The 19,030-nt window shown below is 38.4% G+C and carries 15 protein-coding genes; 6 read left to right on the top strand and 9 right to left on the bottom strand.

Translation table 11 applies throughout. The features are described from left to right. Positions 1-21 precede the first annotated feature (21 nt). The gene (locus NQZ71_RS08400) at positions 22-2,433 is read right to left on the bottom strand and encodes a glycosyltransferase (RefSeq protein WP_317011664.1); all 2,412 of its coding nucleotides are present in this window, start codon (positions 2,431-2,433) and stop codon (positions 22-24) included. Continuing rightward, entirely contained in the window at positions 2,430-3,125 is a 696-nt protein-coding gene (locus NQZ71_RS08395) for a DUF4912 domain-containing protein (RefSeq protein WP_260053816.1), read from the bottom strand. The genes NQZ71_RS08400 and NQZ71_RS08395 overlap by 4 nt, the downstream gene beginning before the upstream one ends. A 419-nt stretch (positions 3,126-3,544) precedes the next feature. Between NQZ71_RS08395 and NQZ71_RS08390 the strand changes: the two genes are divergently transcribed. Together NQZ71_RS08390 and NQZ71_RS08385 are read left to right on the top strand one after the other, a co-directional pair. After that, positions 3,545-3,928 carry a hypothetical protein gene (locus NQZ71_RS08390; RefSeq protein WP_144453370.1) on the top strand — a complete coding sequence of 128 codons (384 nt, stop codon included), beginning with the start codon at positions 3,545-3,547 and terminating at the stop codon, positions 3,926-3,928. Beyond that, on the top strand, positions 3,925-4,434 hold the full coding sequence (locus tag NQZ71_RS08385) for an endolytic transglycosylase MltG (RefSeq protein WP_144452637.1): 510 nt from the start codon (positions 3,925-3,927) through the stop codon (positions 4,432-4,434). Before NQZ71_RS08390 ends, NQZ71_RS08385 begins: the two co-directional genes overlap by 4 nt. Before the next feature lie 55 nt (positions 4,435-4,489). Here NQZ71_RS08385 and NQZ71_RS08380 read toward each other — a convergent pair whose 3' ends face one another. The 4 genes from NQZ71_RS08380 to NQZ71_RS08365 form a co-directional block, all read right to left on the bottom strand. Then, positions 4,490-6,571 (bottom strand): peptidoglycan D,D-transpeptidase FtsI family protein, encoded by a 2,082-nt coding sequence (locus NQZ71_RS08380; RefSeq protein ID WP_317011663.1) that lies wholly within the window; start codon positions 6,569-6,571, stop codon positions 4,490-4,492. A gap of 181 nt (positions 6,572-6,752) precedes the next feature. After that, on the bottom strand, positions 6,753-8,843 hold the full coding sequence (locus NQZ71_RS08375) for a peptidoglycan D,D-transpeptidase FtsI family protein (protein ID WP_317011662.1): 2,091 nt from the start codon (positions 8,841-8,843) through the stop codon (positions 6,753-6,755). A 242-nt stretch (positions 8,844-9,085) separates the two neighbouring features. Next, positions 9,086-10,321: an MFS transporter gene (locus NQZ71_RS08370; protein WP_375545199.1), complete on the bottom strand. Its 1,236-nt coding sequence runs from the start codon at positions 10,319-10,321 to the stop codon at positions 9,086-9,088. A gap of 118 nt (positions 10,322-10,439) precedes the next feature. After that, positions 10,440-11,048, bottom strand: a complete 609-nt coding sequence (locus NQZ71_RS08365; protein ID WP_127737446.1) for a superoxide dismutase — start codon at positions 11,046-11,048, stop codon at positions 10,440-10,442. A 446-nt stretch (positions 11,049-11,494) separates the two neighbouring features. On the opposite strand from NQZ71_RS08365, the gene NQZ71_RS08360 reads away from it, so the two are divergent. Continuing rightward, positions 11,495-12,190 carry a Crp/Fnr family transcriptional regulator gene (locus NQZ71_RS08360; RefSeq protein WP_317011661.1) on the top strand — a complete coding sequence of 232 codons (696 nt, stop codon included), beginning with the start codon at positions 11,495-11,497 and terminating at the stop codon, positions 12,188-12,190. 38 nt (positions 12,191-12,228) lie between these two features. On the opposite strand, the gene NQZ71_RS08355 is transcribed toward NQZ71_RS08360, so the two are convergent. Then, positions 12,229-12,708, bottom strand: a complete 480-nt coding sequence (locus NQZ71_RS08355; RefSeq protein WP_144452632.1) for a DUF456 domain-containing protein — start codon at positions 12,706-12,708, stop codon at positions 12,229-12,231. Between the two features lie 159 nt (positions 12,709-12,867). Between NQZ71_RS08355 and NQZ71_RS08350 the strand changes: the two genes are divergently transcribed. The 3 genes from NQZ71_RS08350 (at position 12,868) to ispG (ending at position 15,586) form a co-directional block, all read left to right on the top strand. Continuing rightward, entirely contained in the window at positions 12,868-13,644 is a 777-nt protein-coding gene (locus tag NQZ71_RS08350) for a DUF1189 domain-containing protein (RefSeq protein ID WP_144452631.1), read from the top strand. Positions 13,645-13,970: 326 nt separating this feature from the next. After that, positions 13,971-14,300 (top strand): LysM peptidoglycan-binding domain-containing protein, encoded by a 330-nt coding sequence (locus tag NQZ71_RS08345; RefSeq protein ID WP_144452630.1) that lies wholly within the window; start codon positions 13,971-13,973, stop codon positions 14,298-14,300. Between the two features lie 149 nt (positions 14,301-14,449). Next, on the top strand, positions 14,450-15,586 hold the full coding sequence (gene ispG / locus NQZ71_RS08340; RefSeq protein WP_260053810.1) for a flavodoxin-dependent (E)-4-hydroxy-3-methylbut-2-enyl-diphosphate synthase: 1,137 nt from the start codon (positions 14,450-14,452) through the stop codon (positions 15,584-15,586). Between the two features lie 87 nt (positions 15,587-15,673). On the opposite strand, the gene NQZ71_RS08335 is transcribed toward ispG, so the two are convergent. Beyond that, positions 15,674-17,071, bottom strand: coding sequence for an aryl-phospho-beta-d-glucosidase (locus tag NQZ71_RS08335; protein WP_375545198.1), 1,398 nt, complete (start codon positions 17,069-17,071; stop codon positions 15,674-15,676). A 56-nt stretch (positions 17,072-17,127) separates the two neighbouring features. After that, entirely contained in the window at positions 17,128-19,005 is a 1,878-nt protein-coding gene (locus NQZ71_RS08330) for a beta-glucoside-specific PTS transporter subunit IIABC (RefSeq protein WP_260053808.1), read from the bottom strand. Between the last annotated feature and the right edge of the window lie 25 nt (positions 19,006-19,030).

Genomic DNA, 19,030 nt, shown 5'->3' with positions numbered 1-19,030 from the left:
ACCTTTTTTTCATTAAGTTTTTTATTCCTTTAAAGAGGCTTTTTCAGCCATTCTCAAATTTAAGATTGTTTCTTCAAAAACCCTTGATGTTTCATCACCGACTCTACTCCAGCCAAACAGCTTCTCTACAAGGATTCTCCCGTTTCTGCCAATTTCCTCAGCCAAAAGCTGATCTTCCAATAATGAATGCAATTGCTCTAGCATGCTTCCTGTATTGCCTGGCTCCATCAGCATGCCAGTCTTTCCATGCTCTACAATTCCCTTTAGTCCTCCCGTATTCGAAACGATTGTCGGTTTCTCAAACAGCAGTGATTCTAATGCTACAATTCCGAAAGGTTCATAATAACTTGGGATAATAACTATATCTGCAGCTTGAAAGAAGCCGTTCTTTTTATCTTCTGGTAAATAACCAATTAAGTGTACTTTATGTTCTAAGCCATGTAATGACACAAATTGTTTATATTCATTGAACATCGGGCCTGCACCTGCAAGGACAAATTGAAGGTCATCTCTTTTAAGCATTGTCACTGCTTCAAGCAATGTTTCAAAGCCTTTCTCCTTCACCATTCTCCCGATTGCAAAGACTGTTTTCTTTGTTGGATCCAACCCTAGTTCTTCTGCTGGATTTTGCAGTGGCTTTTTATCCAGCTTTACTCCATTTGGAATGACATGGAGCTTGCTGCCACTTATTGAAAATAGAGAGGATACTTCTGTTTTCATATATTCGCTGCATATAATCACTGTATCAGATGCTGTTAGAAGCTGTCGTTCCTTCTCATGAATGAACCTCTGCATTTCTGTAAAGATCCCGCCGTTTCTGCCATGCTCTGTTGCATGCATTGTTGTAACTAACGGTATGCCAAGCTCATCTTTTAAGGATACAGCAGCTGCACCTACTAACCAATCATGGCCTTGTATTAATTCAAAGGAATGAGAAGCAGCCAATTCCATTGCTTTTTCCCAAATACTTAAATTTAAGCCACCAATCCAAGTGAGGAAGTTTTTTTCCCTATGATGCAAAGGCTTAACTCTATACACAAACAGCGAATCATGCACGGATTCATCTGCTGGATTTTTATTCATATCCTGTGCTGTAATAACATGGACTTCATACTGTCTTGCTAACGTTTCTGCCAACCCAGCTACATGTGTTCCAAGTCCTCCAATTATATTAGGCGGATATTCCCAAGAAAGAAGGAGAATCTTTTTCTTGCTTCCTTTTTTCACTAGCGGTAAGCTCGTTTTTGGTAAAGCAGAAGGAAGTACGAGAAAGACAGACTGTTTTCTTTCCCTTTCTTGCAACCAGTTATCATCGATATCGCCTTTAAAAAATGCACTAAGCTTGTCTGCTGCATCGTAAAATCCCTGCAAAAACGTATCCTGATAATCTTTTTGGGATATTACAGCATGGGCCATCAGCCATTCCTTTTCAAGCTGCTTCAGTACTCTTTCCGCTTCATTTGGAAGTTTCAGCTCTCGCCATGCTTCTATTTCTTTTTCAAGGAAAGACAGCTTTGCATAGTTCTTACCGTCTTTTAGTAACCTTGAAGTCTTTTCTTGATCAAAAGCAGAGGAGCTAATATGAACCTTCTCTAGGCTATCGCTAAATTGACGAATATAAGTTTCAGGTGATAATGGCATCAGCGTTTCATTCTCACCAAAAACCTCTCCTATTTCAGCACTGAGCTCATTTACTTCTGTTAAGCTCAAGGCAATAGCATTCAGGGTATCTTTTGTTTTTGTTATATCCTTCAGACAGCTAATCTTCTCTGTTACTGTTTCTCCAAGCTCTGCCCATTGTCTTAAAGGAATCAGACATAAATCATGTGGTGACTTCACCGGCATGCCTTCAACAACAGGAAGTGGGTCAGTCAACGCCAATGTGCTATGGTGTAAGAAGCTGAAAAGAATACCTGACTTCTTAAGATGCAAATCAATTCCTGGTGTATATGCGCCATTAGGGAGCCAAAACCCGCCATTACGGATATGTAAATGATCCTCTATGAGTGAAAGACCTGTTTCCATTTGGAGCTTCACACCGTTTTTCGTCGAAAGAGCTGTCATGGAGGTATAGGATGCTGTAGTTGCAAGTATCTCTATCTTGTGGGCAGAAATCAGCTTTTTTAAGCCTGTTGTGATTTTACGGTCTATTCTTAGCCAATAGGAATACTCCTCTTCCCATTGCCATTTATTCTTTTCCAAATATTCAGTTATTTCTTCTTGGTAGCCTTCTGTTTCTGTTAGTTCTATATAGACAGGAGGTAGCACAAAGGAAACACTGTATGGCAATACCTTCTTTTCCATGCTCTTCAAGAAAGTAAGCAAGGCGATGGATGCTTTGTAAAATGCTTGTTTGTCTTCTTTTTTGTTGGAATAATAATTCATGACAGGAAGGTCTGCATGAACGATTAATTGAAAATACGATACGTTCATTGCTTTTTCACACTCTCCTTTGCCTCTGTCTCATAATAACTGTATGTGCTGACATGCTCAATCCAATTTGGCAGGGGTGATTTCCCTTCGCTCCAATCTATAACATCCTTTGTATTTTCACCTGACTGGGATATACTCGTCCTTGGTGTATGAAGGGGATTAGACTTTAATAATGGCATGAAAGATCTACTTCCATCCTGTATGCCGACTTCAAAGCAATAGCTTCTGTTTGGCTGTAACCCTTCAAAAACAAGCTGATTCTTATCATGATCTAACTGGATTTCCAATGTTGTATGAGCATTACTTCCATCGAAATAAATGCTAGTAATATCGTAGATGCGCATTTTTAATGACAAATCATCATTAAGGAATCCGCAGTACGAGGAAATAAGCTTCCATTTAGCTGTTGGGATACTCCAGAAAATAAATGCTTTATTTTCTCCTGCGACCCACGCCTCCATGCCGTTACTCTTTTTTAATGTTTGAATACTTGTCCATAAAAAAGGTGGTATAGCAGGACTTGCTTCTGCATAATCTTTAGGAAGTGAGCTTTCCTTTTCCTCCGACTTCTCCACTTCTTTCGTATATTTTGTCCACTGGTATTGAACCTTCCCAAGACTCATATCCAGTTCTTTCGCAATTTTGCGGAAAGACATGCCTTCCTTCCTTAAATGAATAATCTGTTCTAACAATGGAATCAGCACCTTTCATTTCATACTATTTTAAAGTTTATGTTTGAACGCATTGTATCGGTCGAATTTGGAGTCTACTAGTCGATTTACTGATTCTTGCTTCTTCCTATATGGTATCACCGAATGATAGAACCTACAATAAACGGAATTTGTCGTATCATGCTAATGATTCTCCCTGTTAAGATGAAGGGTGATAAAATTTTTTGCATGTTGTATAAAAAACAGCAATTCGACAATGACTATTAATAAAATTAGTTTGTATCCGACATATTCTGCTGCCCATATTCACATTTCTCCTATGACCAGACTAGCATTATTTTCTATATTTCTGTTAGGAAATGTGCAGAGGTAGTGGTAGAATGAAAAAGTCTTGTATTTTACAAACTATTTAGCAGAGGTGTCTCATTTTGTTCATATTAATGTATAGTTTATTAGGGATAGCTGTACTTCTTTTCATCGTGTCGTTGTTTATGAAGGATCCCTATAAAAAGCTGCAAGAGGATATTGACCAGCTTTCTATCCAACAAGTGCAAGAAATATATAAAATTAAAAAGAAACTGAAGGTACTTGAAGAAGAGCTGCTTATTGATGAGGTGGATATGAATCCTGCAATCCCTGTTGTCGACAGACAGACAATAACAGACAATTCAGCCAATCCGATTCATGCCATCATTAAAAACCAAGTTTGGTCCCTTGCCTCTCAAGGTGTATCAATTGAAAAAATCGCTTCCCAATCATCCTTATCCACTGATCAAGTGCAGCAAATTATTACTGAGGGTGTCAAGAAAGGATTTGCGGAATGAATAAACGTAGCTTACGTTCCTTTGCATTCGGGCTGTTTGCAGCATCCAGCATCATTGGTGCGTATACTGTTTACAGTGGTTCTGGCACTGCAGAGAAAACAGACAAACAGATTACAACAGAGCAAGCAGAAAAAGTACTTTCAGCTGCAGGCTATACTGCTATTGCAAAAGACGAATATGATGAGCTTATAGCTGCCAAAGACAAGGCAGCTGAGGCTGCACAACAGGCAAAAGCAGATGCAGAAAAAAAAGCAGCAGAGCAAAAGGAAACAGAAACAGACAAGGCTGATTCAAACCAGCCAGTATCCTATAAGCTTAAGATAAAAAGCGGCATGAATCCTGCCGAAATTGCGGAGACATTAGCAAAGCAAAAAATCATTAAAGACAAAGACGAGTTTGAAGCTTTTTTAATTGATAACGACTACCATACGAAGGTACAAGTTGGTACATTCCGCGTATATAGTGACATGAGTTTCAGAGAAATCGCCGAAAAAATTACAAAATGACGTAAAAAGGGCTGTCCGTTCGGACAGCCCTTTTTTCATTAAAGGATAATACTGATTATTCCTCATCCTTTTGACGCTCTTTTTTTAAGTCAAAATAAGCATCAAATACTTGTTCACCTATTTTTAAGTTTGCTTTATTATCGACAGAGCCGTTATATGCCCATGGGACAAGGACTGCCATTGCCACTTCCGGATTATCTGAAGGTGCATAGCTAACCAAGCTCAAGTTCATAACTTCCTGCAATGTTTTGTAATTGCTTTTTTGTGGACCATCATAGAAAGCCTCTGCTGTACCTGTTTTAGCAGCAGGAGAGTATGACTTGCCGCTTAAATACGTATAGGCAGTTCCCTTCGGACTTTGAGCAACCATCTTAAAGCCTGTTTGTACGCGCTCAATCCATTCAGACTTCGCATCAACTGTGTTTAACACCTTCGGCTCAATGGAATCAACAATCGCACCAAGCTTCCCATCCTCTGAGATAGGGCTGCGAATTTCCTTCACGATATGCGGCTCCATTCTGTTTCCGCCATTGGCAATCGTCGAGATGTATTGAGCAAGCTGCATATTTGTGTACGTATCATACTGACCGATCGCGATATCGAGTAACTTACCAGGAACAGATGTATCTGTACCTTTAAAGCCTGTCTGTTCATTCGGAAGATCGATGCCTGTTCGAATTCCTAAGCCGTATTGAGCATATGCATTTCTCATTGTTGTAAAGTCCTCTGCGTCTACAGACAATGGCTGGCCGTAAACATAATGTGCACCAGCTATTTTCATGACAGTTTGGAACATATATACGTTTGAGGAACGCATTAATGCTGTTAAGTCATTAATTGGCCCCATCTGTGTCCAAGATTTCTTCTCCGTGTCACCTATTTTTACTGTTGTGTCATTGATAACTGTTCCAGGGCTAATAGCTCCATATTTATAGCCTGTTAATACGGTTGCACCCTTAACAACAGAACCAACGTTGTAGGATGTCGTCATATTTCCAAGTGCATCATCCTGCACTTTTGTTTTTCCGTTTTCTGTAACAAGCCTTTTTCCTGCCATTGTCAAAACGTCACCTGTATTTGGATTCATCAGAACAACATAAGCACGATCAAGGAATTTAGTTCCAGACATTTGTTTAGCACTCTTTAGCTGCTTTTCTATAATATCTTCAACCTTTTGCTGCAGCTCCATGTCTATTGCAAGCACGAGATCATTTCCGCGCTTGCCTTCTGTTATCACTTCTGTTGTTTCTTTCCCGTCACTATCTGTTTGCGTGCGGATTTTTTCCTTTTGACCTTTTAGAACGTCCTCATATTCAAGCTCCAAATAACTTTTTCCGACACGGTCATTTCGGCTGTAGCCTTTTGACAGATAATAGGATAAGGATTCAGCTGGAAGACCTTCCTCTGATGAGCTGACACTGCCAAGAACGGAACGAAGTGTATTATCAAATGCATAAGATCTGTCCCAATCTGTTGTTGTGTCAACACCTTTTAATGAAGTAAGGTTTTCACTTACAACCGCCATTTCCTTGTCTGTCACATCATTATTTTTAACAATATGCGGTGTCATTTTATAGCCACTTGCAAACTCGCGGTAGATAGCCAATACTTCAAGGTCATCTTCGGATATAGATTTCAATTCATCCTCTGTAATTCGATCCAGCTGCAATTTATATACTTCTGAATTATACTCATCCGAATCTGTATATTTTTCCGCAAGCGCGGTTTTTTCTTTATCTGTTACCAAGGCTTCTGCTTCATCAGGATGCTTCATAATCCAATAATCCTGTTTATCACGCTCGGTAACCTTTTTTGTATCCTTATCAATATATTTTGCCAGCGTTTCGGCGGTCTTCAGCATTTCATCTGATTTGACGCCAGTGTTTGTGTACGTTATTGCATTTTTTGCACTATTATCGACAATTACTTTTCCTGTCGAATCATAGATTTTCCCGCGGGGTACAGATGTATCAACCGTAACATCTTCTGTTCTTTCCAATTTCCTTTTATACTCATCCCCGTAAACAATCTGCACAAATCCAAGCCTTAAAATCAGGGCAGAAAAGAGCAAAAAGACTGCAAAAAAGATAAGGTTAAGGCGAATCGGTAACGTCCTTTTCTTCTTCTTGTTTCCCAATGTAATACCACACTTCCTTCAATCATTCTAACTCTATTGTAATGGAATCTCGTTAATATTTCTATTAATAACCTGCTGGGATATACTGCAAAAGTCGAAAAATGCGATCATTGCCTTTCTATATTGTGGAATTTTGGCGAAAATTACAAAAAAAAAACAGGAAATTGCTAATCAATTCCTGTTAATCCTTTTTCATCTCAAAGTATTTATCCATGACCTTTTTTCCGATCGTTAAGTTTGGGGATGGACCATTGGCAGTCGTATACACCCATGGAACCATGACTGCCATTGCAACTTCTGGATTTTCGTATGGTGCATAAGAAACAAGGCTGACATTCATGACTTGTGGTGGCTCCTTATAATTATCACGCTCTGGACCATCGTAAAAAGCCTGTGCTGTTCCTGTTTTGCCTGCAGGTGTATAGGAAGCTCCTGCGAAGACACTGCCTGTTCCACCTGGCTGCATAACCATTCTAAAGCCTTTTTGCACTTGATTCATCCACTCTTCTTTCATATCAAGCTTGTTTAACACAACTGGCTTAATTTCCTGCTCTAGAACACCATATTTCTCTGTGTTCTTGGATGAGTTCCTAATTTCCTTAACAATATGAGGTTGGATTCGGTAACCTCCATTAGCAATTGTGGAAACATATTGTGCAAGCTGCATATTTGTATACGTATCGTATTGGCCAATTGATAGAAACATCAAGTTACCCGGCTGATTTGGATTCACTTCTCCTTTAAATCCGGTCATCTCATTTGGTAAATCTATATTTGTTCGCACACCAAGGCCCATTTCCCCGAAAGAATTACGGATAGTTGTATATGCTTTTGGATCGACATCAAGAGGCTGCCCTGCTACGTAATGACCTTTTCCGATTGCAATAGCTGTTTTAGCCATATATACGTTGGAAGACCGTTGGAGTGCCTGCAAATCATTTATTGTGTTCATCACAGTCCATGATTTGAAATCAGGTGATTTCTTTACCCTCATCACCTCGTCAAGCATTGTCGTATACGGGTGAATCACACCCTCTTTATATCCAGTAAGCACCATTGCTCCCTTGACTGCAGAGCCGACATTATAGGAGGTTGTAATATTGCCTAATGCGAAATCCTGTACCTCCTGCTTGCCTGTTTTATCATCCTTGGCAAGCTGCTTCCCTGCCATCGTTAATACTTCCCCTGTATGTGGGTCCAACAACACGACAAATGCTCTGTCTAAAAACTGTGTACCTGCATAGCCTGCTTTAGTTTTCTTTAATTCTTCCTCAATTATTTTTTCGACTTCGAGCTGGAGGTTCATATCAATGGACAGGTACAGATCACTGCCTGCCTTCCCCGGTGAAACAGTATTTGATGAGACAATTTGGTCTTTTTTATTTCTTACATACTCGACTATTTGTTTTTTTCCGCGCAAAACATCCTCATATTGTTTTTCAATATAGCTCAAACCAACACGGTCATTCATGTTATAGCCTTTTGCAAGATATTCTTCTTTTTGCTCTGCTGGTATTCCTTTTTGTGTGGAGCTGACTTTACCTAGAACCGTTTTAAGTGTATCCCCATATTGATAAGTTCGGTCCCAGTCTTTAGCAGTATCAACACCAGGCATGGAGGATAGATTTTCACTGACTTTTGCAAGCTCTTCATCTGTTACTCCATCATTTTTGATTATTAGCGGAGCATAATAATAACCGCTGCTCATAAGTCTGTAAATAGCCAATGTTTCTAAATCATGTGCTGTTAAGCTTTCGACTTCTTCATTCGTTACCCTGTCACGAAGAAGCTCATTAAATTTCTTCTGATATTCCTTGCTGCCGTACTTTTCTTTTAACGCCGCATCTTCCTCAGCAGTTACTTTCTTTGCTGCTTGTTTCGGATGCAGAAGTAGCCAAAAATCCTGTTTGTCTATGTCTGTGATTTTTTTTAACTCCTTGTCTGAATCCATGTCAATTAAGTCTGCAAGCTTTCCAGCTGTTTCCTTCAGTTGATTCGGTTTGTACTTCCAGTTCGTAAACAGGATGGCATTTTTGCCTTTGTTGCTTACGATACTGTTTCCATTCCTATCATAAATTTCTCCTCTTGGAACAGTCGTGCTGATAACAATATCCTCTGTTTTATCTACTGCACGTTTATATTCGTCTCCATATACAATCTGCACAAAACCTAACCGAAAAATCAATGCTGAAAAAAGCAAAAAAATCGCCAAAAACAATAGATTTAACCGTAAGGAAAGCTGAAATTTCCTCTTTCTCTTTTTTTCCCCCATATATATACCTCTCTTTTTAAATATCACTCTCCTCTATTTTAAAGTAAAATTATGGTTCTTTCTATCAATATTTAACAGAATTCACAATTTTAACATAGTCTTCTTTTTAACTGGAATTTACCGTGTTCTCTTTATTCCTAGGATATAGTTTTTGGACCAAAATTAAAAAAAATCGGCAAACTTATAATTACGAGTTTGCCGACTGCTTAAAGGTCGATAAAAGAATGTATAGTCATTTTTCGCTACTCTTGTCCATGAAGGCGCGGTGCAGGAGAAAGCTTTATTTTTCGTGTAAAGAAATAAATAACAGAGTGGCCACAGCCAAGAATAAATAACATAACGGGAATCGACTTTTCTGGATTAAATATCATCACACCTGCAATAAAAATTAGCACAGACACTAACCGTCCAAAATTCAAGTACAATTCGCGGACGACAATATATTCAATTCTCATTTCTCCAGCATTCCAGCCTCTTCCTATTACATCATATGTCAGACTCGTATACGGAACTAATATTAATGGATAGGCGATAGCAATGATTCCCGAATAAATAAGAAGTCGAATGTAGGAAAAATCAAAAACAATAATGAAAATGGATAAAAATAACAGAATCCCCCCTACTAATATTGACTTAGTGCGCCTTTCATTTTTAATGCTTCTTGAAACGATATAGTACGCTACAAAGGAAATCCCTGAATTTATGAGCCCAAATGTTCCTAAAGCCATTTCACTCCCTGTTGCGATAAAGACAAATACAGTAATGACGAAGGCATATGTTCCTTCGCGCATTCCTTGAAAAAAATGTGCATTCGTTATTAATTTCCAATTTATATCGTTTTTCCGTTCCTTGATAATCCGCTTCAATAAATACTGACCGCTTGCAGGTCTCCTTTTCTGAAAGAAGCTCAGTACTACCGCAAGGGAGAACAAACCGAGTGAGATGCCGAATATTATCGTATACCCAGTTGTCTTCGTTAATGTTGAAATGATGTACCCTGCCAACATTGGGCCAACCATGCCTGCGACAGATCCAAGAATGCCAAGAAAGCCATTAAAAAAGTCTCTTGTATCTGGTTCAGTCACTTCAAATGTCAGTACATTAAAAGCAAGCCAATAAAAGCCATTCCCAATGCCTAGCAAGCATCCTAACAGCAGTAAAAATGTGGACGCATTATCGCCAATGAACAGCACTGTCAAATAAAACATTGCAAGGAAAATAACACCGATTCTGAAAACGATAACCCTGTCGATTTTTTTTGCCCAACGCCCTGCCAATGTAAAGGTAATAAGCTGAAAGACAATAATAGCCATATTATACAAGCCTAAATCCTTAAATTCTCCGGATTGTTTCCATAGAAAAATATTTACGAATGTGTTGGAAAGAGCAACGCTAAGCGAATAGAGCCCTCCGATTGTCAGCAATAATCCTAATTCCTTTGTGTACTTAATATCGCCTATCAATTTCCCTAATTTCATGATAAAAACTCCCCTTTGTCTCGCTAGTTTTTAACAAAGAGGGATGGCTTATGCAACATTTTAAAAAGACATAAAAAAACTTGCCGACTTATAAGTCGACAAGCTTTACATGTAAGCATTATTTTGCTGAAGCGTATCTTTTAGAAACTTCATCCCAGTTAATTACATTAAAGAATGCATTAATGTATTCTGGACGACGGTTTTGGTAGTTTAAGTAGTAAGCATGCTCCCAAACATCCAAGCCTAGGATTGGTGTTTTACCTTCCATAAGCGGGCTGTCTTGGTTTGGTGTGCTTGTTACTTCAATTTCGCCATTGTTAACTACAAGCCATGCCCAACCAGAACCGAAGCGAGTTGTAGCAGCTTTAGCGAATTCTTCTTTGAAGTTTTCATAGCTTCCGAACTTGCTGTCAATAGCTGAAGCTAGGTCGCCAGAAGGCTGTCCGCCACCATTTGGAGAAATTACTTCCCAGAATAATGAATGGTTAGCATGACCGCCACCGTTGTTACGTACAGCTGTACGTGCTGCTTCTGGAACTGCATCAAGATTAGACACAATTTCTTCCACTGTTTTAGAAAGCAATTCTGCATTTCCTTCTAAAGCGTTGTTTAGGTTTGTTACATATGTGTTATGGTGTTTTGTGTGGTGAATATTCATTGTTTCTTTGTCGATATGCGGTTCTAATGCATCATAAGCGTATGGTAATTGTGGTAATGAGAAAGACATTTGTTATTCCTCCTATGTATAGGTATATTTTTTTGCTTCCCCTAAAATTATTATCACTATTTTGACAATAATTACGGGAGAAGTTTTTCTATTAAAACAGTACCAAATTAAGCCATTCCTTTCAAATAATTTGCCTTATTTAGAAGGATTATTTTTTATTTTGACGGCTTGTCTTAAAATTAGCTCTGTATACTTCGGTTAGTATCTTAATGATTACTCTTTTTATACCAACTTGCTTACAATAACAAACATCTTTTCCTAACAAGAAAGAAGTTCCCGTTTAAAAAATTTCGTTAAATAGACACATTAACGACTATCCGTTGGTATATAAAGGATTCTTGAAAACAACGCTTAATAAACAACCTAAAACGATACATTATTAGTTTGACAATATATTCACAATATTTTTTAATCGAACTTAAGAGACAAATAAGGGAGTGCTAACTATGAAGGAAGGGACATTATCACTTTACAGTCTGCTGCTGCAGCATTTTTTTTCGTTAAAAAATATTCAGGTTTATAAAAAAGGAAGCTTACTTTTTCAAGAAGGTGACTTTGTCAATAATATATATATCCTTTTGGATGGAAAAATGTCAGTAGGAAGAATTCATGAAAACGGCAAGGAGTTTATTATGAAGATTCTTACACAAGAAGATTTAATTCTAGAATATCAAATATTCAAGCGTGCACCAAAGTATTATCACTTCGCTAAGCCCATCACAGATTGCGAGCTGCTTGTTATTGACAGGGCTGAATTCGAGGACTGTGCTTTACGCGACAAAGCGCTGCTTGCCTCGCTCACTTCCTATTTAAGCACTGGCTATTTGAAAGCAAATATTAAATGTCAAGATTTAATCATGAATGGAAAAAAAGGTGGATTGTATAGCATTCTTATCAGGCTATGCCATTCTTTCGGAAAGAGAACTTGTGATGGTATTCTCATTGATTTTCCCCTTACACATCAAGAACTAGCAAACTTAACGTACGGCACTCGCGAAGTTATTCAGCGTTTAATGAAGGATTTAAGAGATGACGGAATCATCTCTACATCCTCCCAAAAGATTATTGTAAAAGATCTTAGCTTTTTAAAAAGGGCTGTCGACTGCCAAAGCTGTCCCATTGAAGTGTGCGGTCTTAACTAAAATGCATACACTTACATAGCTTTCTTCCTTTATATTAATTAAATGGCAATAAGGAAGTAGACAATCATAATTGTTTGAATGAGCCCTTTTGCTGCGACACTTCCTAAAAAACCGACTAGTGACCCAACACCTGCCTTAAGGGCTGCTTTCCAATGCGATTTATTAACGAGTAACTCTGCGATAACCGCTCCTACAAATGGACCAATTAGTATACCTGCAACTGGAATGAGAAACGGGCCTGCTAAGAGACCTATCGTACTCCCCCATATACCTGCTTTGGACCCGCCGTATTTCTTAACACTGATTAAGTTTGTCATATAATCAGCGATAAATAATAAAATGACGAACACTCCTTGAACAATCCAGAACAATAATGAAAATTCTTGGAAGGTAAAGAACAGTCCATAAAGCAAAAAACCTCCAATAATAAATATAACGCTTGGAATAATTGGGTATACCAATCCTATATACGCTACAATAAATAGTGCTACAATTATTACCCAGTAGATGATATCCATTGTTCGCCTCCTCAAAATGATTTTATGAAAAGAAGTAATGTTTCCATTCTTATCATATGTTTAACATAGTTTTTTTCGTGAATCAACGGCTTATGCTTGTATATGCATTTAGGCAAAGATAAAATAAGTAGTGAATCTTTATAAGGGTGTGTCAAATGAATGAATATTTTTAAGCAATTTTATCGGAGCCTCTATTCACCAAAAGATATAGCAAGCTTCCGAACTCAAGGGATTTGGAAAACAATCGCATACTTGCTCATCCTGTCTATTGTTACCTCCATTCCTACCATCTATTATTTGAACAAGGGCATGAATGATGGAATACATACATTGGCTTCCACAATGGAAGAGGATGTCCCAGATTTCCGAATCGAAGACAATTCCCTTCATTCAGATTTAAAGGAGCCTAAAGTAATCAATAAAGAGGATTTAACAATTATCATTGATTCTACAGGGACTTACAATGAAAAGAATATTAGCTCCTCTGGCAATACTGTCGCACTCCTTCAAAAAGAGTTTGTAATTGTGACAGCAGGGCAAGCACAGTCGTTTGAATATTCCTATTTTGGAAATATAACTGCGACTAAAAGCGACCTGACGGATCTTGCCCAATACTTCGATTCTATAATACCTATGCTAACAGGCATAATGGCCGTAGTCTTTTTTATCTTCCTAGCTGCATCAAAAGCAATTGAAGCCTTTATCCTTGCTATTTTTGGCACCTTCTTCGCAAGAATTTTAGGGAAAGGCATCACCTATAGGGAGACTTGGAAAATCACCGTTTACAGTATGACAATTCCGACACTGTTCTTCTTCATCATGGACAGCCTGGAAACGAACGTACCGAATGGCAGCCTTCTCAGTTGGTTCATTACGATGTTTATCGTGTTCCTTTCTATAAAAGAAATAGAAACAAAAACACCAATAAAAGAATAGTTAATAGACTTATACCCATATTCAACTTGCTCTAGTAATAACGGAGCAAGTTTTTTTTGCAGCAAAATCTGCTATTTACGAGAAATGATAGAAGAAAGAAAGCCTAAGTGATAGATTTAGGCGCAGTGTCAAAACTTCTTTATGATTAGTGATTACACGAAAATAAAGGGTCAATGCCCTGACATATCAGCACATTGTTTTTATATAACAATGGAAATGGATTCTCTTAACAAGTTAATTACTTGGAAAAAATGATAGAAAAAAGGTTCTATCATTTTTTCTTTATGCATATTCTTTACTATAAACCATTGCAGGAGGAACTCGATATGAAAAGGCTCTTCGCTATTTTTATTTGTCTATTGACAATCTACGTTATCTACTATGATTTAAATCACGGTACATTAAATGTAAAAGAAGAGCCTTCTATAGAGGTTCAAGCTGCTTCCCCTGATTCTGATAACACAGGATATTTCGAGCATGAGGTGAAAGCAGGAGAAACGGTATTGACGATTATGGAGAAAGAGACAACCAAAACCCTCCCTGTCAGCATTGATACACTAATTGAAGACTTTAAGCAATTAAATAAAGGAGTTTCTCCAGAGGATATCCAAGTAGGAAAATCATATACTTTTCCTGATTACAGTAATCACCAATAAAACGTCCAATTGTAATTTTCCAGTTGTTAATATCAGCAAGTTTCTTGTCAATATAAGTATTTCATTGTTACAATAGGAATGTACTTTTGAATTTATTTGAGAATCCAGTTATTTTTAGGTTCTCCAATTATTAAAGGAGCGAATCACCATTGAGTGAAATTATACATCGTACTAAAACCCGACCAATAAAAGTTGGCAATTTGACAATTGGCGGAAACAATGAAGTTGTTATCCAAAGTATGACCACAACGAAAACACATGATGTGGAAGCTACAGTTGCAGAAATTAATCGACTTGAAGAAGCTGGATGCCAAATTGTCCGTGTTGCTTGTCCTGATGAGCGTGCAGCAAATGCAATCGCAGACATAAAAAAGAGAATTAACATCCCACTTGTTGTTGATATTCATTTTGATTATCGCCTTGCATTAAAAGCAATTGAGGGCGGCGCTGACAAAATCAGAATTAACCCAGGTAATATCGGGAAAAGGGAAAAGGTTGAAGCAGTTGTTAAAGCTGCAAAAGCAAAAGGGATTCCAATTCGTATTGGAGTTAATGCCGGGTCTCTTGAGAAAAGAATTCTTGAGAAATACGGATACCCAACAGCAGACGGTATGGTAGAAAGTGCTCTGCATCATATTAAAATATTAGAAGACCTTGACTTCCATAACATTATTGTTTCGATGAAAGCTTCTGATGTTAACCTTGCAATTGAAGCATATGAAAAGGCTGCAAAAGCTTTTGATTATCCACTTCACCTTGGTATAACTGAATCAGGTACCTTGTTTGCAGGAACTGTAAAAAGCGCAGCAGGATTAGGTGCTATTCTTAGCAAAGGAATCGGAAACACAGTTCGTATTTCCTTAAGTGCAGACCCTGTTGAAGAAGTAAAGGTTGCCCGTGAGCTACTTAAATCATTCGGATTGTCTGCAAATGCAGCTACATTGATTTCTTGTCCGACATGCGGACGGATTGAGATTGACCTAATATCCATTGCAAATGAAGTAGAAGAATATATTTCTACTATTAAAGCACCTATTAAAGTAGCAGTGCTAGGCTGTGCTGTTAACGGTCCTGGTGAGGCGAGAGAGGCTGATATCGGCATTGCTGGAGCTAGAGGCGAAGGCTTGCTATTCCGCAAAGGGAAAATCGTCCGTAAGGTGCCAGAGGAAACAATGGTAGAGGAATTGAAAAAAGAAATTGACGCTATTGCCGAAGAGTATTTTGCTAAAAAAGCGGCAGAGGAAGCGGAAGAACAACAAAAGAAACAGGATTTACTTTCACAATAATTTACGAAAACAAACCCCAATCGATTTTGATTGGGGTTTTTACTACAAAACACCCCCCTTAGCAACTCGCTAAGGGGGGTGTTTTTTTTACAGTGATTCGCCGTTTGTTTCAATTACTTCTTTATACCAATGGAAGCTCTTCTTCTTAATACGGTCATTAGTACCTTTACCCTCACTGTCTCTGTCAACGTAAATATAGCCGTACCGTTTTCTAAGCTCTGCTGTAGATGCGCTCACAAGGTCGATTGGTCCCCAAGAAGTATAGCCGATTAGTTCGACTCCATCCTCAATTGCTTCTCGCACCTCTTCAAGATGGCTTTGCAGATAATCAATACGATAATCATCTTGGACAGTTCCATCCGCGCTTAGTGTATCAACTGCACCTAGTCCATTCTCGACAATAAACAGCGGCTTTTGATATCTGTCATGAAGCTGATTTAAGACAATTCGTAATCCCTTAGGGTCAATTTGCCAACCCCATTCAGATGAAGCCAAATACGGGTTTTTGACACCTTCTAGCAGGTTCCCGCTCGTTTTCTGATGCTCTGGATCTGTGCTGGCAACAAACGACATATAATAGCTGAAGCCGATATAATCGACTGTGCCGTCTTTAAGGAGCTGCTCATCGCCTTCCTCCATAACAATTTCAATATTGTTGTCCCGGAAAAAGCGCTTCATGTATCCAGGATAGCTGCCTCTTGCCTGAACATCAGAGAAGAATAAAGTCTGACGGTCTTGCTGCATTGCTGCAAACATATCCTCAGGTTTAGATGTATATGGATATGTTACCATGGAAGCAATCATACAACCGATCTGAGAGCCAGGAATAATCTCATGTCCTGCTTTAACAGCAAGTGCACTTGCAATAAACTGGTGATGTGCGCCTTGATATTGAGAATTCTTTTGATTTTCTCCTTCTTCAAACAACAGTCCGCCACCTGTAAATGGTGCATGAAGAATAACGTTGATTTCATTGAATGTCATCCAGTATTTTACTTTATCTTTATAACGTGTGAAAACCGTTCTTGCAAAGTGTTCATAAAACTCAACAACTTTACGGTTTTTCCAGCCGCCATAGTTCTTCACTAAAGCCAAAGGCATTTCATAATGTGAAATTGTTACTACAGGCTCAATATTGTATTTCTTCAGTTCATCAAATAAATTGTCATAAAACGCTAAGCCTTTTTCATTTGGCTCTGTTTCATCACCATTTGGGAATATTCTCGTCCAAGCAATCGATAAACGGAAGGCTTTAAAGCCCATTTCCGCAAAAAGAGCGATATCTTCTTTATATTTATGATAAAAATCGATGCCATCATGATATAAATTGTAAGCAGTCATTGATTCATCTGGCGGGCTCATAATTCCAAACGGAGAGACGTCTGCTGTAGACAATCCTTTTCCGTCTGCTTTATATGCACCCTCAAGCTGGTTAGCAGCTACTGCGCCGCCCCATAAGAAACCTTCTGGAAATCTTTTTCCCATTTTATTCACCTCTTCGATGTATTAAGAAGGGACCATATTTTGGTCCCTTTTTTTACTTAAACTACAGTTAAATCAAGCACTGCATCATTAGAGCCTGTTTGACCACTCTTAAGTGGTGTTACATCTTTATACTCCATTGTGTTTGTAATAACAACAGGCGTGATTGTGTCAAAGCCTGCCTTCTTTAATGCATCAATATCAAAGGAAGTGATTTTGTCTCCAACTTTGACAGCATCTCCTTCTTTCATATGTGCTGTAAAGTGCTCACCATCAAGCTGAACTGTATCTAAGCCTACATGGATAAGGATTTCTGCTCCTTTATCACTTGTAATACCGATAGCATGCTTTGTTTTGAAAAGAGTCGTAATCACACCATTTACTGGAGAAAGCACTTCCCCTTTTTCTGGGATGATAGCAATCCCTTTCCCCATTATTTCTTGAGCGAATGTTGGATCATTCACTTCGCTTAATGAAACTGCTTTTCCTACGATTGGGCTTAAAATCTGTTCTGAGACAATACCTGCTTCTTTCGTTGCAGCCGCTTCTGCTTCTGCATCTTGAGTTGGCTCTTCTGAATTCTCTGCTGGAACATCTTCAAATCCAATTAGATATGCCGCAACTGCTGCAGCAACAAACGCGATTGCCATACCGATAAGAGCGTTTACAAAGTTAAGTCCTGGTCCAATGAATGATGTAACCCCTGGAATACCTGCACTACCACCCATGATATATGCTGCAACTTTTGTGATTCCTAAATATGCACCACCGACTGCTCCACCAATAAGTGCCGCAATAAATGGCTTTTTAAGACGAACGTTAACACCATACATAGCTGGTTCTGTTACACCCATTAATCCTGTTACACTGACAGAATAAGAAAGTGATTTGAATTTTTTGTTTTTCGTTTTCATTGCAACTGCAAATGCAGCTCCAGCTTGCCCCATATTCGCTAAGAACATCGCCGGCATTAAATAGTCAAAACCGTTAACTGTAACATTGTTAATCATGATTGGCACTAATGCGTAGTGCATTCCAGTCATGATGATAAGCGAGAATGAACCTGCAAGAAGGATCATAGCAAATAGTCCTGCATTATCAAATAAGAAGTTGATTCCTCCAGATAGATATTCACCTAGAATGGCTCCAAGCGGTCCAACTGTGATCAATGTAACTGGAACAACAACTAATAATGTAACACTTGGTACTACGATAAGTTTTAAAGATGCATGTGTAACTTTATCAATCCATCTTTCCACATAAGAAGCAATCCAAATTGCTAACAGAATTGGAATAACTGTTGATGAATAAGTAGCAATTGTTACAGGCAGCCCGATAAAGGAAATTGGTTCACCTGCAGTGAATAATGCTGTTAAATCAGGATGCAGTATTGCTGCACCAATTGCTGCGGCAACGAACATATTGCTTCCAAATTTTCGTGCAGCACTTACAGCTAATATGATTGGCAAGAAGTAAAACGCACCGTCACCAACTGCTGTTAATATGATGTACGTTTGACTTGTATTAGAAAGCCAACCTAAAGCTACAAGAATTGCTAATATACCTTTGATCATACCTGCTCCAGCAATTGCTGGCAGGATAGGAGTAAACACACCTGAAATGACATCAAATACAGCACTTATCGGATTTTTCTTTTGACCAGAAGATCCGCCGCTAGTTTTTTCTCCACTTAATTTACTGTTATCAATAATTCCTTTATAAACCTTCGGAACATCATTTCCAATAATAATTTGGAATTGGCTTCCGCTAATGTTTGTACCCATAACACCTTCAAGCGCCTCTATTTGAGGACGATTTGCTTTGCTGTTGTCTTTTAAGTTAAAGCGCAATCTTGTCATACAGTGAATGACATTATCTACGTTCTCTTCACCGCCAACTTGTTGCAAAATATCCTTTGATAATTTATTATAATCCATGATAGTACCTCCTATTTTTAGGGGA

Origin of the sequence: Niallia taxi (assembly GCF_032818155.1) — a bacterium.
Lineage (GTDB): Bacteria > Bacillota > Bacilli > Bacillales > Cytobacillaceae > Niallia > Niallia taxi_A.
This window is presented reverse-complemented; position numbering and strand designations above follow the sequence as displayed.